16 protein-coding genes are annotated in these 18185 nt (G+C 50.1%); all 16 read left to right on the top strand.

Features of this window, described 5'->3' with window-relative positions; all coding sequences use genetic code 11:
• Positions 1-77: 77 nt before the first annotated feature.
• The 16 genes from H6X83_RS03055 (at position 78) to H6X83_RS03130 (ending at position 18114) form a co-directional block, all read left to right on the top strand.
• Entirely contained in the window at positions 78-362 is a 285-nt protein-coding gene (locus H6X83_RS03055; protein ID WP_212507706.1) for a co-chaperone GroES, read from the top strand.
• A gap of 54 nt (positions 363-416) precedes the next feature.
• On the top strand, positions 417-2048 hold the full coding sequence (gene groL, locus H6X83_RS03060; RefSeq protein WP_212507707.1) for a chaperonin GroEL: 1632 nt from the start codon (positions 417-419) through the stop codon (positions 2046-2048).
• A 297-nt stretch (positions 2049-2345) separates the two neighbouring features.
• Entirely contained in the window at positions 2346-2765 is a 420-nt protein-coding gene (gene mraZ, locus H6X83_RS03065; RefSeq protein WP_212507708.1) for a division/cell wall cluster transcriptional repressor MraZ, read from the top strand.
• A gap of 12 nt (positions 2766-2777) precedes the next feature.
• Positions 2778-3707, top strand: a complete 930-nt coding sequence (gene rsmH / locus H6X83_RS03070) for a 16S rRNA (cytosine(1402)-N(4))-methyltransferase RsmH (RefSeq protein WP_212507709.1) — start codon at positions 2778-2780, stop codon at positions 3705-3707.
• A gap of 103 nt (positions 3708-3810) precedes the next feature.
• The gene (locus H6X83_RS03075; protein ID WP_212507710.1) at positions 3811-4317 is read left to right on the top strand and encodes a hypothetical protein; all 507 of its coding nucleotides are present in this window, start codon (positions 3811-3813) and stop codon (positions 4315-4317) included.
• Positions 4318-4463: 146 nt separating this feature from the next.
• Positions 4464-6854: a penicillin-binding transpeptidase domain-containing protein gene (locus H6X83_RS03080; RefSeq protein ID WP_212507711.1), complete on the top strand. Its 2391-nt coding sequence runs from the start codon at positions 4464-4466 to the stop codon at positions 6852-6854.
• Between the two features lie 61 nt (positions 6855-6915).
• Positions 6916-7407: a hypothetical protein gene (locus tag H6X83_RS03085; protein ID WP_212507712.1), complete on the top strand. Its 492-nt coding sequence runs from the start codon at positions 6916-6918 to the stop codon at positions 7405-7407.
• Between the two features lie 155 nt (positions 7408-7562).
• Positions 7563-8576, top strand: a complete 1014-nt coding sequence (mraY, locus tag H6X83_RS03090) for a phospho-N-acetylmuramoyl-pentapeptide-transferase (RefSeq protein ID WP_212507713.1) — start codon at positions 7563-7565, stop codon at positions 8574-8576.
• A gap of 54 nt (positions 8577-8630) precedes the next feature.
• On the top strand, positions 8631-9911 hold the full coding sequence (locus tag H6X83_RS03095) for an FtsW/RodA/SpoVE family cell cycle protein (RefSeq protein ID WP_246419475.1): 1281 nt from the start codon (positions 8631-8633) through the stop codon (positions 9909-9911).
• Between the two features lie 85 nt (positions 9912-9996).
• On the top strand, positions 9997-11127 hold the full coding sequence (gene murG / locus H6X83_RS03100) for an undecaprenyldiphospho-muramoylpentapeptide beta-N-acetylglucosaminyltransferase (protein WP_212507714.1): 1131 nt from the start codon (positions 9997-9999) through the stop codon (positions 11125-11127).
• An 87-nt stretch (positions 11128-11214) separates the two neighbouring features.
• Positions 11215-12483 (top strand): UDP-N-acetylglucosamine 1-carboxyvinyltransferase, encoded by a 1269-nt coding sequence (gene murA / locus H6X83_RS03105; RefSeq protein ID WP_212507715.1) that lies wholly within the window; start codon positions 11215-11217, stop codon positions 12481-12483.
• Between the two features lie 2 nt (positions 12484-12485).
• Positions 12486-13520: a cell division protein FtsQ/DivIB gene (locus H6X83_RS03110; protein WP_212507716.1), complete on the top strand. Its 1035-nt coding sequence runs from the start codon at positions 12486-12488 to the stop codon at positions 13518-13520.
• 229 nt (positions 13521-13749) lie between these two features.
• Positions 13750-14916: a cell division protein FtsZ gene (ftsZ, locus tag H6X83_RS03115; protein WP_212507717.1), complete on the top strand. Its 1167-nt coding sequence runs from the start codon at positions 13750-13752 to the stop codon at positions 14914-14916.
• Between the two features lie 373 nt (positions 14917-15289).
• Positions 15290-16216, top strand: coding sequence for a magnesium transporter CorA family protein (locus H6X83_RS03120; protein ID WP_212507718.1), 927 nt, complete (start codon positions 15290-15292; stop codon positions 16214-16216).
• An 18-nt stretch (positions 16217-16234) separates the two neighbouring features.
• Positions 16235-16762 (top strand): FumA C-terminus/TtdB family hydratase beta subunit, encoded by a 528-nt coding sequence (locus H6X83_RS03125; RefSeq protein ID WP_212507719.1) that lies wholly within the window; start codon positions 16235-16237, stop codon positions 16760-16762.
• 155 nt (positions 16763-16917) lie between these two features.
• Complete coding sequence (locus H6X83_RS03130) at positions 16918-18114, top strand: cation diffusion facilitator family transporter (protein ID WP_212507720.1); 1197 nt, start codon at positions 16918-16920, stop codon at positions 18112-18114.
• Positions 18115-18185 lie beyond the last annotated feature (71 nt).

Genomic DNA, 18185 nt, shown 5'->3' on the forward strand with positions numbered 1-18185 from the left:
GATTTAGCACTCAGGTACAAAGAGTGCTAAACAAAATAGCGAATTATTCAACATAAACTAAAGGAGGACGTATTTCAATGACAATCAAACCTTTGTCCGACAGAATCCTGATTAAGATGGAAGCGGCGGAAGAAACCACAAAGAGCGGCATCCTGCTGACCGGTACCGCAAAAGAAAAGCCCCAGGTGGCAGACGTTATTGCAGTTGGCCCCGGCGGTCTAGTAGACGGCAAGGAAGTTAAAATGACCGTGAAAGTCGGCGACCGTGTACTGACCAGTAAATATTCCGGCACAGAAGTAAAGATGGACGGCGAGGATTATACCATTGTTCGTCAGTCTGACATCCTTGCGGTAGTTGAGTAATTAAAATATTCGCAGCGCTTTTTGCGCGATAGAAGTAACTGGAGGTAATTCATAATGGCGAAACAGATCATTTATGGTGAAGACGCTCGCAAGGCACTTATGAAGGGTGTTGACCAACTTTCTGATACAGTAAAAATCACACTGGGGCCTAAGGGCCGCAACGTTGTGCTTGACAAAAAGTACGGCGCTCCGCTCATCACCAACGACGGTGTGACCATTGCAAAGGAAATCGAACTGGAAGACCCCTATGAGAACATGGGCGCACAGCTGGTTAAGGAAGTTGCAACTAAGACAAACGACGTTGCAGGCGACGGCACCACAACCGCTACTGTTCTGGCACAGGCACTTATCCGCGAGGGTATGAAGAACGTGACCGCCGGTGCAAATCCGATGGTCGTGCGCAACGGCATGCAGGAAGCAGTTGATGCAGCAGTTGAGGCGATTAAAAAGAACAGCAAGACTGTCAGCGGCAAGGAGGACATTGCCCGTGTTGCAACTGTTTCTTCTTCCAGTTCCTTTGTCGGCGACTTGATTGCCGATGCAATGGAGAAGGTCACCAACGATGGTGTTATCACCATTGAAGAATCCAAGACTGCTGACACCTACAGCGAAGTCGTGGAAGGCATGATGTTTGACCGCGGCTATGTTTCTCCTTACCTCGTGACCGATACAGACAAGATGGTCTGCGAGTTGGATGATCCGTACATCATCATCACTGACAAGAAGGTTTCCGCATTTCAGGAAATCCTGCCGCTGCTCGAAAAAATCGTCAACACCGGCAAGAAATTCCTGATTATTGCGGATGATGTTGAAGGCGATGCTTTGACCAACCTGCTGCTGAACAAACTGCGCGGCACTTTGAACTTCTGCGCTGTTAAGGCTCCGGGATTTGGTGACCGCCGCAAGGAAATGCTGCAGGACATCGCAGCTCTGACAGGCGGCACTGTCATTACCGCTGACCTCGGTGTTGAGTTCAAGGACGTTGAGCTGGATATGCTGGGCCGTGCACGTCAGGTCAAGATTGACAAAGAGAACACCATCATTGTTGACGGCAACGGCGACAAGAAAGACATTGAAGCCCGCACTGCACAGATTCGTGCACAGATTGCGGAAACCACTTCTGACTTTGACCGTGAAAAGCTGCAGGAGCGCCTTGCAAAGCTGGCTGGCGGCGTAGCTGTCATCAAGGTCGGCGCTGCAACCGAAATCGAAATGAAAGAAAAGAAGATGCGCATTGAGGATGCACTCAACTCCACAAAGGCTGCTGTTGAGGAAGGCATTGTTGCAGGCGGCGGTACCGCTCTGGTAAACGCAATTCCTGCAGTTGAGAAGCTGCTGGACGGCAAAGAGGGCGACGAAAAGACCGGTATCGCCATCGTGCTGAAAGCTCTGGAAGAGCCGGCACGCCAGATTGCTGCAAACGCAGGTGTAGAAGGCTCTGTCATTCTGGAGCACATTAAGTCCGAAGGCAAAGTCAGCTACGGTTACAATGCAGCTACCGACGAGTACGGCGATATGATTGAGTTCGGTGTTGTTGATCCGACCAAGGTTACTCGTTCTGCTCTGCAGAATGCTGCTTCCGTTGCAGAAACCGTTCTGACTACCGAGTCTTTGGTTGCAGATAAGCCGGAACCGAAGGCACCGGCAGCGCCGGCAGCTGACCCGGGCATGGGCGGTATGTACTAATTTGAACTTTATCGGCTAATTTATAATATTGCACGTGAAAGAACCACTGTATGCACCCTGAAAGTGTATGCAGCGGTTCTTTTTTACTTTTCACCAGATAGGGAAAAGTAAAAATTTGCAGAAATAAACCGTTTTTTATCGGATATGCTAAGGACACATAAAAGAGTTTACATAATTTATAAAAAATCGTTGCAATCAAAGCTAGTTTGGATTATAATAAACTCATCAGTGGTGAAAGGTGGTGGAAAGTGGAGCACTTGACAAAGGAAGTGCCACACTTTCCAGATGGTAGCGATTATGTTGATAGGTGAATACCAGCATAATATCGACGCCAAAGGGCGTGTGATTGTTCCTTCTAAATTCCGCGAGGATTTAGGGGAGTGTTTTTACATTGCCAAGGGACTTGACCACTGTCTGTTCGTTTTCTCTCCGGAAGAATGGGCCAGACTGCAGGAAAAAGTGCGCGCCATGCCCATCAGCAAGGCACGCAGCCTGCAGCGCTTCTTCTTTTCCGGTGCAGCGGAGGTTGCTCCGGACAAGCAGGGCCGCATTTTGATTCCGCAGATTCTGCGTGACCATGCGGGCTTGACAAAGGATGTTACCTTTATTGGCGCTTCCAGCCGCGCGGAAATCTGGAACACAGCGGCTTGGAACGCGTTCAATGACAACCTGACCGAAGACAGCATTGCCGAAGCAATGGACGAACTGGAACTGTAAATGGAGGCAGACATGGAATTTCAGCATATCCCCGTACTGTTCCATGAAACGATCAAAAGCCTTGCGGTAAAGCCCGACGGACGCTATATTGACGGTACGGCGGGCGGCGGAGGACACAGTCAGGCGATTCTTGACCAGCTGACCGGTACCGGACGGCTGCTTTCCATCGACCAGGACCCGGATGCTGTTGCCGTCTGCGAAAAGCGTTTTGCCGGAAATCCGCACAGTTTGGTGCGGCGTGGTAACTTTTCAGAGATGCTGGCGCTTGCACAAAAAGAGGACATGCTTCCGGTGGACGGCGTACTGCTGGATATCGGTGTTTCCTCTCATCAGCTGGACGATGCGGAACGCGGCTTTTCCTATCACCATGACGCACCGCTGGATATGCGGATGAGTCAGGAGGGCGCCAGCGCAAAGGACTTGGTAAACACGCTGACGTGGCAGGAGCTTGCCGAGATTTTAAGCAAATACGGTGAGGAACGCTTCGCTGCCCGCATTGCACAGGGCATTGTTCGTGCGCGGGAAGAAGCGCCGATTGAGACTACCTGCCAGCTTGCGGAAATTGTGAAAGCAAATGTTCCGGCGGCAGTTCGCCGTAAACCCGGGCATCCGGCACGGCAGACCTTTCAGGCACTGCGTATTGCGGTGAATGGTGAATTGGACGCTTTGCAGGCAGGACTTGCGGCAGCGTTTGAAGCACTGGCAATCGGCGGCCGGCTGTGTGTGATTACTTTTCACTCTCTGGAAGACCGCATTGTTAAACATCAAATGGCTGAGTGGTGTCAAGGCTGCACCTGCCCTCCGGATTTTCCAGTGTGTGTCTGCGGCAAAAAACCGCGTGCAGAGTTGCTGTACCGCAAAGGACTTTCTCCCAGCGAGGAAGAGTTGGAGAAAAATCCCCGCAGCAGAAGTGCGCGGCTGCGGGTGTGTACAAAATTGTAATAATGATGACAACAAGGTTACAATATTAACATTATGTTCATAATTAATGCAAGTAACCTGTGGTAATATAGTATATATTGATGAAATGGAGATGTTGACCGCAATGCGCAGTGGTGAGGCATACGACTTTTCTATGTTTGAACAACATACTGATGAGCAGCTGCGGCAAGAGCAGGATACCGCTGCGCAGGGTAGCGTACTGCAGATGCCTGAAGCATCCACAAAAAAGCATGCAAAGGTTCGCTTGCATAAGCACCCTTTGCGTACGGTTGCCATTTGTATATGTTTGGTGGTTATGGCTGGTGTCATGGCAACGTTTGTGTACGGGCAGGTACAGCTTTCTGAATTGGCAGTGCAAATCAGCGAGGCGGACAATTCGCTTGGCGAACAGCAGAGCCTTTACACCCAGCTGCAGATGAAAAATGATGCAAAGCAGTCGCTTTCCACAGTGGAAACGGCAGCGACACAAAAGCTTGGCATGTCCAAAATAGATTCCAGTCAGATGGAAACTGTTGAGATGAACAGCGCGGATAAGGCGCAGGTTGTGCAGAAAACCGGAGATGATTTTCTTACGAAGATTTGGGACCGCATCTGTGCACTGCTGTCATAAATTTTATTTTGTCAGAATAAAATTAAAAAGATGCAGGAACTGAATTGGCAGTTTGGCTATGAAGTGGGGGAGAGTTAAGAAGATCAGTTTTCTTAACTCTTTTTTTATTGTGAACCTGCAAGAAGAATGCTAAAGGAGGAAAGCCGATGGCAAAAGGTACAACGTCAAAAATGTGGCGCCGCACAACAATCGTGCTTATTCTGCTGATTATTTTCGGCTTTGGCACAGTTGTGTTCAGTTTGGTTAAGCTGCAGTTGGTCAAAGGCGAAGAACTGAAGTCACAGGCAGTGGAAAATCAGCTGAAAGATACGACTATTGTGGCACAGCGCGGTACTATTTATGACTGCAACATGAAGAAGCTGGCACAGAGCGCAACTGTGTGGAAGGTGGTTCTTGCACCAGCACAGCTGTACAGCGGCAGCACCGCGCAGATGACCGAAAAGGAGAAGACAGAGCGGCTGGCAACGATTGAAAAGCAGAAAGCAGGCATTGCCGACTGCATGAATCAGGCACTTGGGCTGGATAAAAATACAGTCTTAAAGGTGCTCAATGATAAGAAAAATTCTTTTTGGGAAGTTATTGCCACCAAGGTAGAAACAGACGCAAAAAATAAAATCGTCGCCTATGAAGACCAATACTACAAGGACAGCGGCAAAAAGTCCAGCATTTCCAGCATCATCAGCCTTGTAGAGGATTATAAGCGGTACTACCCTTACGGGGATTTTGCCAGTCAGGTTCTGGGCTTTACAAACAATGACGGTGCCGGTGTGGAAGGCTTGGAGGCAGAGTACAACAGCCAGCTTTCCGGTGTGAATGGCCGTATCATCGCCGCAAAAAGTGCCACACAGACGGATATGCCGTTTCAGTATCAGCAAAAAGTAAAAGCACAGAACGGCTCATCGCTGGTGTTGACCATTGACGAAGTTGTGCAGCATTCTTTGGAAAAATATTTGGATGAGGGCGCAACACAGAACAAAGTCGGTGATCGTGCCTGCGGCATTTTAATGAATGTAAAGACCGGCGAGATTCTCGGCATGGCAACCCGCGGCGGCTTTGACAGTAAGGATATACTGGCAGAAAGTGTTGCAGAAGTGGGCAATTTCAACCCAAACGACCCACGTGTACTGACCGACAGTGAGAAGGCCAGCATTGCAAAGCTGCCAAAAGATCAACAGAGTGCCGCAACATTGACTGCTTTGCAGCAAAAGTGGAGAAATAAGTGTGTCAGTGATACCTATATGCCGGGCTCTGTGTTTAAGATGTGCACCGCTTCCATGGGGTTGGAAGAGGGAATTGTAACGGAAAACTCACCATTTACCTGTACGGGTGTAATGGATGTTGAGGGTACACAAATTCATTGTTGGAAGACCGCAGGACACGGCGCAGAAACATTTGAGCAGGCTGTTATGAATTCCTGCAACCCACAGTTTGCTACGCTTGGCATTAACCTTGGCAACCACAGGTTTTTCAAGTACTTTGAAGCATTTGGATTTACCAAGCAGACCGGCATTGATCTGCCCGGCGAGCCGGTCAACTATAGCTATTATAAAGAAGAGGACTTAAACAAAATAAACTTGGCAGTTGAGGGGTTTGGCCAGAACTTTAAGATTACGCCGGTACAGATGATTACTGCCTGCGCTGCCGTTGCAAACGGCGGATATTTGGTGCAGCCGCACATCGTGAAACAGATTGTGGATGCCGACGGCAATATCGTGCAGACAACACCGACTACTACCAAGCGTCAGGTGATTTCCACCAGCACCAGCAAACGTGTTGCTGCAATGCTGGAAAAAGATGCGATTGCCGGTACAGCAAAGAACGGATATATTCCTGGTTACCGGATTGCCGGCAAAACAGGTACCAGTGAAAAAATTGATAAAGATAACGCATACAAGAGAAAAACACAGTCAGAAGCAAAGAAATATTATATTGCGTCATACTGCGGCTTTGCTCCGGCGGATGATCCGCAGTATGCACTGCTGATCTTTTGTGATGAGCCAAACGGTGCCAGCTACTATGGAAACGCCGTATCCGGCCCAATTTTTAACAAGGTTATGAGTGAAGTTCTGCCGTACCTTGGGGTTGAACCGAAGTATACAACCGAAGAGCAGCAAAAGCTGGATGTAAAGACACCTGATGTAACAGGTAAGAGTATTCAGCAGGCGAAATCTGCGGTATCTTCTGCGACTGGTGGACTGCAGGTCCGTGTTTACGGCGATGGGGAAAACATTGTTTCCCAGCTGCCGGCGGCAGGTTCCAGTATTCCCCGCGGCGGCACGATTGCGCTGTTTACAAACGGCGACAGCCAAAGCCAAACGGTGGAGGTACCGAACCTGATTGGGGACGGAACCAACTCCATCAGCACGGTGGAAAGCCTTGCTGCGGATGCCGGACTGAACATCTCTATTTCTGGCGTTTCTACCAACAACAGCACTGCCACAGCGGTGGCAACAACACAAAACATGACCGCTGGGGAAAAAGTGCAGCCTGGTACGGTCATTACAGTAACCTTTGCGGAACAAAGCAACTCAGGTTGATAAAATTCGCGCATCCTTTGCGGTATGATATACAGGAGGACGCCTCCTGCAGGCGCTTTGGATGAGTGTCGGAAAGAGAGGCATCTGCTGCATGGTCAGTTCATCTGTTGTAGTTGAAAAAGAGGAAACGGCGCGGCTGCTGAACAGGCTGCTGAAGGACTGCGGGCGGGAACATCTGCGCGCAGTGCTGCCGGGCAGAGAAAAAGAAAAGGAACTGCTGCTGGTGAGCAGCGCTGCCATGCTGCAGTATGCAGAGGGCTTTTCCAAATGCCTTGCAGAGTATTCTCTGCACGAAGACCCGCGGCTTGTCGGCAAGCAGCTGACAACCTATTCTCTGAAAGAAGAAGCTGCCGATTACACGGCGTGCGGTCTGCATACAACTGCTGAAGGTTTTTCTGCGTTTGAAATCGTTGGTGTTGGCTGCATCGGCCGGGTACGGCTGCGCAGCCTGCCGCAGGGCGGTGAAGAAACGATTTTAATGGCTGCTTCGGCGGCAGTGGTGTGTGGGGCGCCGTTCGCGCAGGTGCTGGCTTCTTTGCAGCAGATGTTTTGAACAGATGAAACTCAATTTCAAAACAAATTTTGCCGTTTGCAGGATTTGTGCTATAATACGAAAGTTAAGGAAGCCGCCGGCTGTACAAAAGCGCAACAGCGGTGATTCTTTAAGCTGGGGGCATCGTGCTCCAAATCGGAGGGTGAAAGAGAGTAATGGACGTTTTATCAATTATTTTGGCGGCAGTAATTGCCTTTGCAGTCACCGCACTGCTTGGTAAATGGATGGTGCCGTTTCTGCACAAAATCAATTTTGGGCAGACGATACGTGAAGTAGGGCCGAAGTGGCACCAAAAAAAGAACGGTACACCAACTATGGGTGGATTCATGTTCATTGTTGGCATTCTGGTGGCACTGGCGGCGTGCATTCCAATGCTTTTGAAAAACGGGAAAACGTTAAGCGATGACATGGTCGGTACACGTGTGATCGGTGGTTATCTAATGGCACTTGCTTTTGGCGGCATTGGCTTTATTGATGACTATATTAAAGTTGTTAAGAAGCGTAACCTTGGATTGACGGTTGTGCAGAAGCTGGCACTGCAGTGTGTGGCTGCGGGCGGTTATTTGTTTGCAATGAAGCTTGCAGGCGCAACTTCCGTAACGATGATCCCATTTGTTGGGCCAGTCGATTTTGGCATCTGGTTCTGGATTGTTGCGTTCCTTGGGATTATCGGAATGGTGAACGCCGTTAACTTTACGGACGGCATTGACGGCCTGAATGGTTCTGTTACTTTCTTTGTTTCTGTATTTTTCATGATTATTGCAGGCATGCTGAAATCCTCCGGCATGGGCATCCTTGCATCTGCCTGTGCGGGCGGCTGTCTCGGCTTTCTCATCTGGAACTTTAACCCTGCGAAAGTCTTCATGGGGGACACCGGCTCGCTGTTTTTGGGCGGTATGGTGTGTGCCATGGGCTTTGGCCTGAACATCCCGATTTTGATTCTGCTCATGGGCATTATCTATATCATTGAAATTCTTTCAGTTGTGCTGCAGGTAACGTACTTCAAGGCAACACACGGCAAGCGTTTGTTTAAAATGACGCCGATTCACCACAGCTTTGAAATGAGCGGCTGGAGTGAAGTGAAAATCTGCGCGGTGTTCAGCGCAGTGACTGCCGTGGCGGGCGTAGTGTCCGTTTTCCTTGCAATGACCGCTTACGGAATTGTGTAAGGGCAGTCCGTAAAATTTCAGAATTTTAAATTCAAACCGGAAAGGGGAAAGAGCATGGCAAGTTACAGCAGAGGTGCGGCGCAGCCGCAGCGCAGGCCAAGTCCTGCACTGCAGCGCCCCGCTGCCGCACAGCCTGCAAAGGCGGTACCGCACGGGGCCGATAACCTGCGCGGTAAATGGAAAAGTAAACTGAAGCTGCTTTCTGCCCGTTCCGGCATGGACTTGACCTTTTTCTTTCTGGTGCTGCTTTTGGTTGCCTTGGGTCTTGTCATGGTCTTTTCCGCAAGCTACGCAAACTCCAGCTACCGCTTTGGTACACCATATCTGTTTGTGAAGAATCAGGCAGAGTACGCAGTTATCGGCATTATCCTGATGATTGCCATCTCCTATTTTGATTATCACCATCTGCATAAGCTGGCGCTGCCAATTTATGTTATTACGGTCATTTTGCTGGGCATTACTGTGGTGGCAAAGAATTCCCCGCTGGTAAGGCCGACAAATGGTGCTTACCGCTGGATTACGCTGGGCAGTTTTCAGTTCCAGCCCTCGGAAATTGCAAAGTTTGCGCTGATTCTGGTGTTTGCACATTTACTGGCCAATGCAGACGGTGACAAAAAAGATGCCAGAAGCAAACGTTTTCGCATTTTAACCTACATTGGCGCCATCGGTATTATTTGTGCGCTAGTTATTGCGGAAAAGCATATGTCCGCAACGATTATTCTGGTGCTGCTGGCGGCGGTCATGCTGTTTGTGGGCGGCCTGCCTGCAAAGTGGTTCGTAATTGGCGGCGGTGTGGTGGCGGCGGCGCTGGTTGGGGTTGCAAATCTGCCTTTTTATCAGCACGTTTCTACACGAATGACAATCTGGAAAAACCCGTGGGACCCGTCCCTTTCTTCAAATGACGCATGGCAGACGCAGCAGTCCCTGTATGCGATCGGTTCCGGGCGGCTGCTTGGGCTGGGTTTGGGCAAGAGCCGGCAAAAATATTTGTATTTGCCGGAGCCACAGAATGACTTCATCTTTTCCATTGTCTGTGAGGAACTCGGCTTTGTCGGTGCGCTGCTGATTATCATTTTGTTTGCGGTGCTCATTTGGCGGGGAGTTATGATTTCCCTGCGGGCAAAGGACAAATTCGGTATGCTGCTGGGAGTTGGCCTGACCATGCAGGTGGGCATCCAAGTGGTTTTGAACATTGCAGTTGTAACAAATACAATTCCGAACACGGGTGTCAGCCTGCCGTTTTTCAGCTACGGCGGTACTTCGCTGGTTATGCTGCTGGCACAAATGGGGCTTGTGCTTTCCATATCACGAACATCCAGTATTGAAAAATCATAGCGGAAGCAAAACGGCAAAGGCGCAAACGGTGCTTTTGCTTTTTGTTGTGTCTGCTGATTTCCATTAACAAAGGGGCAGTGACTGTATGAAAATTTTGTTTGCCGGCGGCGGTACCGCTGGGCACATCAATCCGGCGCTGGCGATTGCCGGTTATGTGAAGGAACAGGAGCCGGATGCGCAGATTTTGTATATTGGTGCAAAGGGCGGTATGGAGGAACGATTGGTGCCGCAGGCCGGATTTGATTTTCAAAGCATTACCATTTCTGGCTTTCAGCGCAAACCCAGTCTGCAGAATCTAAAAAAGAATGTAAAAACGATTGCGCATCTGTTTACTTCCACCGCGGAGTCGAAAAAAATTTTGCAGGAGTTTAAACCGGATATCTGTGTCGGTACGGGCGGATATGTTTCAGGGCCGGTTATCCGCGAAGCGATGAAGCTGCACATTCCCGCAGTGATTCATGAGCAGAACGCTTTTCCGGGTGTTACCAACAAGGCGCTCAGCAAAAACGCTGACCGCGTAATGCTTGCCAATGCGGACGCGGAAAAATTTATGGCGAAAAACGCGCGCTGCATCTTGACCGGCAACCCGGTACGCATGGCGGTTATCCGTGCCGACCGGCAGGCTGCCCGCCGTAAACTTGGGCTGGACAGCCGCCCACTGATTCTTTCCTTCGGCGGCAGTCTGGGTGCACAGAAAATCAATGAAGCGGTACTGGATTTGATGCAGGAAACCGCAAAGACGGACAGTTTCCAGCATATCCATGCTTACGGGCAGTACGGCGGCTGGTTTCCAGAGAAGCTGAAGGAGTGCGGTGCTGACCCTGCTGACCATCCAAACTTTGATATTCGGCCGTACATTGATGATATGCCGGACTGCCTTGCGGCGGCAGATTTGGTGATTTGCCGCGCGGGTGCCATTACATTGAGCGAGCTGCAGGCGAAGGGACGTGCCGCCCTAATCATCCCCAGCCCAAATGTCGCGGAAAATCACCAGTATTTCAACGCCATGAGCATGGTAAACCGCGGTGCTGCCGTCATTTTGGAGGAGAAAGATCTTTCGGGTGCTGCGCTGATTCGTAAGGTCAAGGCGCTCTTTGAAAAGCGGGAAACCATACCTTCCCTTGCAGCCAACGCACAGAAAATGGCGATTCTCAACACAAACGAAAGAATATACAAAATTCTTCAGGAAGTGCTGCAGGAACGCCGCGCATACTAACTCCGGTGTGAAGCAATTTTCTATTTCAGATTCACCGAATCCCCACCACTCTGCATAGTATGGCACAGACTATGTGGGGGTGTTAAAATGTCAAGATTACGCATCAGCGGCCCTTGCAGGCTGCGCGGCGAGCTGCAGGTCCACGGCGCAAAAAACAGCGCTTTGCCCCTGCTGGCGGCGTCACTGCTGTGTACTTCGCCCTGTGTGCTGCAAAACTGCCCGCATCTTTCAGATGTGGACACAGCGGTAACGATCCTGCGGGAGCTGGGCTGCCGTGCTTCGTTTGAGGACGGCGTTGTTGCAGTGGATCCGCGCCCCGCGTCTGCTTGTGCAATTCCGGATGTTCTTATGCGCGAAATGCGCTCCTCTATTATTTTTTTGGGTGCCATCATCGGGCGCGCAGGGGAGGCTTCGCTTAGCTTTCCGGGCGGATGCGAGCTTGGCCCGCGCCCAATCGACCTGCATTTGCAGGCACTGCGCAGGCTGGGGGTGAACATTGCAGAAAATCATGGCCGCCTGACCTGTACTGCTCCAAACGGGCTGCAGGGGGCGGACATCACTTTAGCGTTTCCAAGTGTCGGTGCAACCGAGAACATACTTATTGCGGCTTCTGTTGCACGAGGGACCACGGTGCTGGAAAATGCCGCACGAGAGCCGGAGATTGAGGACTTAGCAGGTTTCTTAAATGCCTGTGGTGCACGGATTGTTGGGGCTGGAACCGGCACGGTGTGCATCGAAGGTGTGCCAAAACTCAGCGGTTGTACCTATCGGGTAATACCCGATCGAATAGCAGCGGCCACTTACTTGGCTGCTGCTGCTGCCACCGGAAGCCGCCTGACTTTGCTGGACGTTGTGCCGCGTCATCTGCTGCCCGTACTGCCTGTCTTTGAGGAGGCCGGCTGCCGAATCCTGACGCAGGGCAGCACACTGTCTATCGTTCCGCCGAAAATGCTGAACCGCGTTCACAGCATCCGCACGATGCCGTACCCTGGCTTTCCAACGGATGCGCAGGCGCCGATTATGGCGATGACAACGGTGGCGCACGGTACCAGCATTTTTGTAGAAAATATCTTTGAGGAGCGCTACAAGCATGTTGGGGAGCTGCTGCGTATGGGTGCGAATATCCGTGTGGATGGGCGCGTTGCAGTAGTGGAGGGGGTGCCGGGGCTTTCCGGCGCGCCGGTAGAGGCGGCTGATCTGCGCGGCGGTGCAGCGCTGGTAATTGCCGGACTTGTTGCACAGGGGCAGACAGTTGTCAGTGGTGTGCATCACATAGACAGGGGCTATGAACGCATTGAGCAGGCACTGCAGGGGCTTGAGGCGGATGTGGAAAGGATTCCCGATACGGAGGATTGAGAATGGAACGGAATACACAAAATCAAGGAGGACCCGGTCCGCGGCAGATGTCCGCCGGGCAGCGTCAGCGCGCCTATAACCGAGTGCGGCGCCGAAAAAGGATGCAGGTGCTGTTTTATATTGTGGTGTTTTTAATTGTAATTGCAACGGCAGTTGTGCTTTGCCTGACGGTACTATTTAAAATACAGTCAGTAGAGGTAGAAGGGAAAAGCAGATATTCGCAGCAGCAGATAACCAGTGCCTGCGGAATTTCAACCGGAGAAAATCTTTTTTTGTCTGACGTTGGGGATGCAGCCGGAAAGATAAAGCAAGCCTGTCCCTATCTTGGTACGGTATCGGTTAGCCGCCGTCTGCCGGCGAAAATCTTGATTCAGGTGCAGGAAACATCCGTTGCCGGGGCAGTGGCCTGGAACAGCAAATATGTGTATTTGGATTCTTCGGGAAAAGTGTTGGAGATTTCTTCCGCGGCACCGGTCTCTGTGCCGACTGTAAAGGGACTGGACATAACGGCTGCAAAGGTGGGCAGCACAGTAATTTACAAAGATACAAAGAAGAGCACGTTGTTTCAGCAGATTGCACAGGCGGTGCAATCCGCGGGGTTCACTGGTGTAACCTCCATTAATGTGGCAGATGAATATAATTTGAGTGTGACCTGCAAAACAAAATCTTCAAAGGTACTGACCATTCGGCTTGGCAATTCCACTTACCTTGAAAAAAAATTTCGCTTTGTCAAGGCGACGATTGACCAGCATCTTTCGGCAGAGCAGGGAACCTTTGACGTTTCCTCTGTTGGCAAGGAGAAATCCATTACCTGGTTCACGCCGGCATCTTCAGCAGTGTCTTCTGCGGCAAGCTCGGCAGCCTCCTCTGCGCAGAGCAGTGCTTCCCGCACGTCATCAGCTGAGAATGAAAGTACAGACAGTGCAGCCGCTGATACCGAAGGTACGGATAACGGCACTGCCGACGGCGGTGATCAGGATGACGGGGATACCGGCGGCAATCAAGGAGGAGATACAGCTCAAGACGGCGGCGAGTGAATTTTTTCTGTCTAAAACAAGGGAAACGGCCCGCAGAACCTGAAGAATTGAATTTTTGCAGCTTTTCTGTTTCCACAGATTTGGGAAAAGAACGGGAAAGCGAAAAAAATGATTGAAATCAGACGCAAAACGTGTTAAATTAATGATATGATTGTGTATAGTAGATTCTAAACAGTGAGAACTCGTGCGGCCTTCGCTGCAGGATGTATAAATAAGGAGGAAACGGCAAATGCCTTTCGAAATTGACAACGACTTCGAGAACATTGTTCAGATAAAAGTGATCGGCGTTGGCGGCGGCGGCGGCAATGCAATCGACCGCATGGTAACAATGGGTGTTCAGGGAGTTGAATTTATCAGCGTCAATACTGATAAACAGGCTCTGTACCGCTCCAAGGCAACACAGAAGATACAGATCGGTGAAAAGGTTACCCACGGCAAGGGTGCCGGCAGCAAGCCGGAAATGGGCGGCAAAGCGGCAGACGAAAGCCGCGAAGCCATCACAGAGGCCGTGCGGGGCAGTGATATGGTGTTCATTACCGCTGGCATGGGCGGCGGCACCGGCACCGGTGCTGCACCCGTAGTTGCGGAAATTGCCCGTGACCTTGGCATCCTGACAGTCGGTATTGTAACAAAACCGTTTGGTTTTGAGGGCCGCCGCCGTATGGAGCAGGCAGAGGCTGGTATTGCCCAGCTGCGCGAGCATGTCGATTCCCTGGTGGTTATTCCTAATGAGCGCTTGAAGCTTGTTTCTGAGCAGCGCATTACCCTGCTGAATGCATTCTCCGTTGCGGATGATGTGCTGCGTCAGGGCGTACAGAGCATTTCTGACCTGATTAAGCTGCCTGGCTTGGTCAACTTGGACTTTGCCGATGTTACAGCAGTCATGAAGGACGCAGGCTATGCACACATGGGCGTTGGCCGCGCTTCCGGTAAAGACAAGGCAGAGGCCGCCGCAAATATGGCGATTTCCAGCCCGCTCTTAGAAACCAGCATCAGCGGAGCGAAGGGTGTTATCATCAACATCACTTCTTCGCCGGATATTGGTTTGGATGAAATTGAAACTGCTTCTACCATGATCAGCGAACAGGCCAGCGAGGATGCAAACATCATTTGGGGCGCTGCATTCGATGAGAACATGGATGACGAAATGAGCGTTACCGTTATTGCAACTGGTTTTGCAACACATGACGGTTCTGAACCGGCTGAAGATATTTCTGCCGATACAGACAAAGTCCTGAATGGTACATTTGGCAGCACAACAAGTGCTCCCGCAAAGCCGAAGGTTTCTTCCACCGCACCTGCCGCAAAGGCGTCAGCCAGTGCAGCTCCGGCATCTGCTGACGATGAAGATGACACGTTTGTGGATATTATGTCCATTTTCAACCGCAACAAATAATTTTGTTTTGAAAGGGCCGAAACCTGTTTGGGTTTTGGCTCTTTTTACGTCCAAAAGCAATTTTTCAGACAATAGATATTATTGCGTCAAAGTGGGACATTTTGGAGTTTCTTTCTGTCGATGAAGCTTTTTGTGGGTGAAATCCGGTGAAATTCGGCTGTTTTTGCTTAAAATCTCCGTATATTGTCGAGAATCTGAAAATAGTGCGCAAAATATGCGGCTTTCGCTTGTAATCGAATCCTTTTATTGTTATAATAATATTCGGCTGAAAGCCAAAACTGTTTTGCAGGAGGTGGCATTGTGAAACCGGACCCTTATAGTGACAGTCCGCAACCCAGCGGGGCTAACAAAAACAGAATAGGAGATGATACCAATGCTGTCTTACTACAAAACAGCCGGCGGCAGAATGCAGGAGCTTTCTGCCAGTGAGCCTGGCTGCTGGATTAACTGCATTGCACCAAACGATGATGAAATTTCAAGCCTGATTGAAAACTTTGGTGTGGAGCCGGATTTTTTCCGTGCTGCATTGGATGAAGAGGAAAGTCCGCGTATTGACCAGGAGGACAACAGTACCCTTGTCATTGTGGATATCCCGATTGTGGAAAAACAAGAGGATGGAAAACTCTTTTATTCCACACGGCCGCTCGGCATTATCCTCGCAGAGAAAAATGTGATTACAGTCAGTCTGCAGGAAAATCCGGTGCTGGACGAATTTGCGGACAGCGCTGTACGAAATGTGCAGACAAATCTGAAAACGCGGTTTGTGCTGCAGCTGATGCTGCGTATTGCTTCCCGCTTTCTGATGTACCTGAAGCAGATTGACCGCATGAGCGATGCAGTTGAGCAGGAACTGCGCAAATCCATGAAGAACAACGAGCTGATTCAGCTGCTCGATATTGAAAAATCTCTGGTGTACTTTTCTTCTTCATTGAAACAGAATGAAATTACACTGGAAAAAATTATGCGCGGTCGTGCAATCAAACTTTATGATGAAGATCAGGATTTGCTTGAGGACGTGCTGATTGAAGTCAAGCAGGCAATCGATATGTCCAGCATTTACTTGAACATCCTTTCCGGCACTATGGATGCTTTTGCTTCCGTTATCAGCAACAACCTGAATATCGTCATGAAGGTTTTGGCTTCCATTACGCTGATTATTTCTATTCCGACGGTGATTTCCAGCTTCTACGGAATGAATGTCGGCAAATTGCCAATGCCGTACTTTTGGTTCCCACTGACACTTTCCGGTATCTGCATGATTGTCGCGGCATTTATTTTGAAAAAGAAAAAAATGATGTGATTTTACGGGGGTGTTCCCTTGGAGAAGAAGAAAATTGACGCGCAGAAAATCGCAGAGCAGGCTCCGCTTCTCTCGGCAGGCGACCAGGTACTGCTCAGCGGTGTTATTTACACTGCACGCGACCAGGCACACAAGCGCATCAAAGCGCTGATGGAGCAGGGAAAACCGCTGCCATTTGCGTTAGAAGGTGCAAGCATCTATTATGCGGGGCCGACACCGACTCCGCCGAACCTGCCGATTGGTGCCTGCGGGCCGACGACTTCCAGCAGGATGGACCCGTATGCACCAGCACTTTTGGATGCCGGGTTGAAATGCATGATTGGCAAGGGTGGCCGCAGCGAGGCTGTCTGCGAGGCAGTCTGCCGCAACAAGGCAGTGTATCTTTGTGCAATCGGCGGCGCCGGTGCACTGGCTGCACAGAGCGTGCGCAGCTTGGAGGTTATTGCATTTGAAGATCTGGGCTGCGAGTCTGTAAAACGGCTTACAGTGGAAAATTTTCCGCTCATTGTTGCCATTGATTGTCACGGCGGCAATTTGTTTCATTAAACTAATAACATTGATCACCTGTGGATTTTTAGTACTTGCTATTTTTACATAACCGTGCTATACTTCCGTTGTGGTCTGCAAATGATTACCTCTCCGTTGGGAGAGGTTTTTTTGTATGACTTTATGTTAGCATAGGGAAATTGCAGGAGGCTTTTATGACAGAATTTTTAGTCCGCCGATTTGTGCGGGAATATCAGGACACAGAAAATCCGAAAGTGCGTGCGGCTTACGGCCGCTTTTCCGGAACAGTGGGAATTGTAACAAATGTGCTGCTTGCCGCGTTTAAGTTTTTGGCAGGAACACTTTCAGGCAGCTTGGCAGTTACTGCAGACGCAGTGAACAACTTGTCGGATTCCGCTTCCAGCATCGTGACGCTGGTGGGATTTAAACTGGCGGAGAAACCGGCAGATGAAGAGCATCCGTTTGGGCATGAGCGGATTGAATACCTGAGCGGACTGATTGTATCCTTTGTGATTTTGGTGGTTGGTTTGCAGCTGGTGCAGGAGGCTGTTAGCAAAATTATGGAGCCGACAGCACCGGAAATCAATGCAGTGACGATTATTGTGTTGATTCTTTCCATCCTGGCAAAGCTTTGGCAGTCACTGTTTTACCGGAATATCGGCAGACGCATTGAATCCGGTACGCTGTTTGCTACTGCAGCAGACAGCAGGAACGATGTAATTGCAACGTCTGTCATTTTGTTGGGTATGATTATTACAACGACCACTGGCTTCAATCTGGATGGTTTCATGGGCCTTGCAGTGGCAATACTGATTATCGTAACCGGCATCAAACTCATTAAAGAAACCAGCGACCCTTTGCTGGGGCAGGCGCCCGATAAAGAAATGGTAGATAAAATTTATGATGCGGTCAAAGCGCATGACGGGATTTTAGGTGCACACGACCTGACAGTGCACAATTATGGGCCGGACCGCTGGTTCGCTTCCGTTCACTGTGAGGTGGATGCACACCAAGATGTGCTGGTAAGCCACGACCTGATTGATAACATTGAGCGCACGGTTGGCCCGCAGCTTGGTATTCAGCTAGTCATTCATATGGATCCGGTCATTACGGATGATCCCAAAACGAATGAGTTAAACCGGCAGGTAAATGATATGGTACGGGCGGTGGAGCCGAGGGCAACGGTGCATGACTTCCGCGTGGTTTGGGGGCCGACGCACAGCAACCTGATTTTTGATGTATGTGTGCCGTTTTCCTGTAAGCTGACGAATGAGGAGCTTAACTCCCGCATCAAGATGGGGGTAAAGGCGCTCGGAGAAAACTATTATTCAGTGGTTACAGTTGACCGTGACTACGTGTCAGAGGATTTTGCAGGCACACAGAATCAATAAAATTTCTTTTGTGTACAGGGATAAAGTTCGGTGAATATACACAATTACGAAGAGCAAGTCGTTTTTGGTAT

The sequence above is a fragment of the Caproicibacterium amylolyticum genome (assembly GCF_014467055.1).
Lineage (GTDB): Bacteria > Bacillota > Clostridia > Oscillospirales > Acutalibacteraceae > Caproicibacterium > Caproicibacterium amylolyticum.

What these genes read in the sequence shown, in the direction of transcription:
- H6X83_RS03110 (WP_212507716.1), top strand. Translation starts at nt 12,486, where the DNA reads ATGGAACGGAATACACAAAATCAAGGAGGACCCGGTCCGCGGCAGATG.
- groL (WP_212507707.1), top strand. Translation starts at nt 417, where the DNA reads ATGGCGAAACAGATCATTTATGGTGAAGACGCTCGCAAGGCACTTATG.
- H6X83_RS03080 (WP_212507711.1), top strand. Translation starts at nt 4,464, where the DNA reads ATGGCAAAAGGTACAACGTCAAAAATGTGGCGCCGCACAACAATCGTG.
- H6X83_RS03130 (WP_212507720.1), top strand. Translation starts at nt 16,918, where the DNA reads ATGACAGAATTTTTAGTCCGCCGATTTGTGCGGGAATATCAGGACACA.
- H6X83_RS03085 (WP_212507712.1), top strand. Translation starts at nt 6,916, where the DNA reads ATGAGTGTCGGAAAGAGAGGCATCTGCTGCATGGTCAGTTCATCTGTT.
- mraY (WP_212507713.1), top strand. Translation starts at nt 7,563, where the DNA reads ATGGACGTTTTATCAATTATTTTGGCGGCAGTAATTGCCTTTGCAGTC.
- H6X83_RS03120 (WP_212507718.1), top strand. Translation starts at nt 15,290, where the DNA reads ATGCTGTCTTACTACAAAACAGCCGGCGGCAGAATGCAGGAGCTTTCT.
- murA (WP_212507715.1), top strand. Translation starts at nt 11,215, where the DNA reads ATGTCAAGATTACGCATCAGCGGCCCTTGCAGGCTGCGCGGCGAGCTG.
- rsmH (WP_212507709.1), top strand. Translation starts at nt 2,778, where the DNA reads ATGGAATTTCAGCATATCCCCGTACTGTTCCATGAAACGATCAAAAGC.
- mraZ (WP_212507708.1), top strand. Translation starts at nt 2,346, where the DNA reads ATGTTGATAGGTGAATACCAGCATAATATCGACGCCAAAGGGCGTGTG.
- H6X83_RS03055 (WP_212507706.1), top strand. Translation starts at nt 78, where the DNA reads ATGACAATCAAACCTTTGTCCGACAGAATCCTGATTAAGATGGAAGCG.
- murG (WP_212507714.1), top strand. Translation starts at nt 9,997, where the DNA reads ATGAAAATTTTGTTTGCCGGCGGCGGTACCGCTGGGCACATCAATCCG.
- H6X83_RS03095 (WP_246419475.1), top strand. Translation starts at nt 8,631, where the DNA reads ATGGCAAGTTACAGCAGAGGTGCGGCGCAGCCGCAGCGCAGGCCAAGT.
- ftsZ (WP_212507717.1), top strand. Translation starts at nt 13,750, where the DNA reads ATGCCTTTCGAAATTGACAACGACTTCGAGAACATTGTTCAGATAAAA.
- H6X83_RS03075 (WP_212507710.1), top strand. Translation starts at nt 3,811, where the DNA reads ATGCGCAGTGGTGAGGCATACGACTTTTCTATGTTTGAACAACATACT.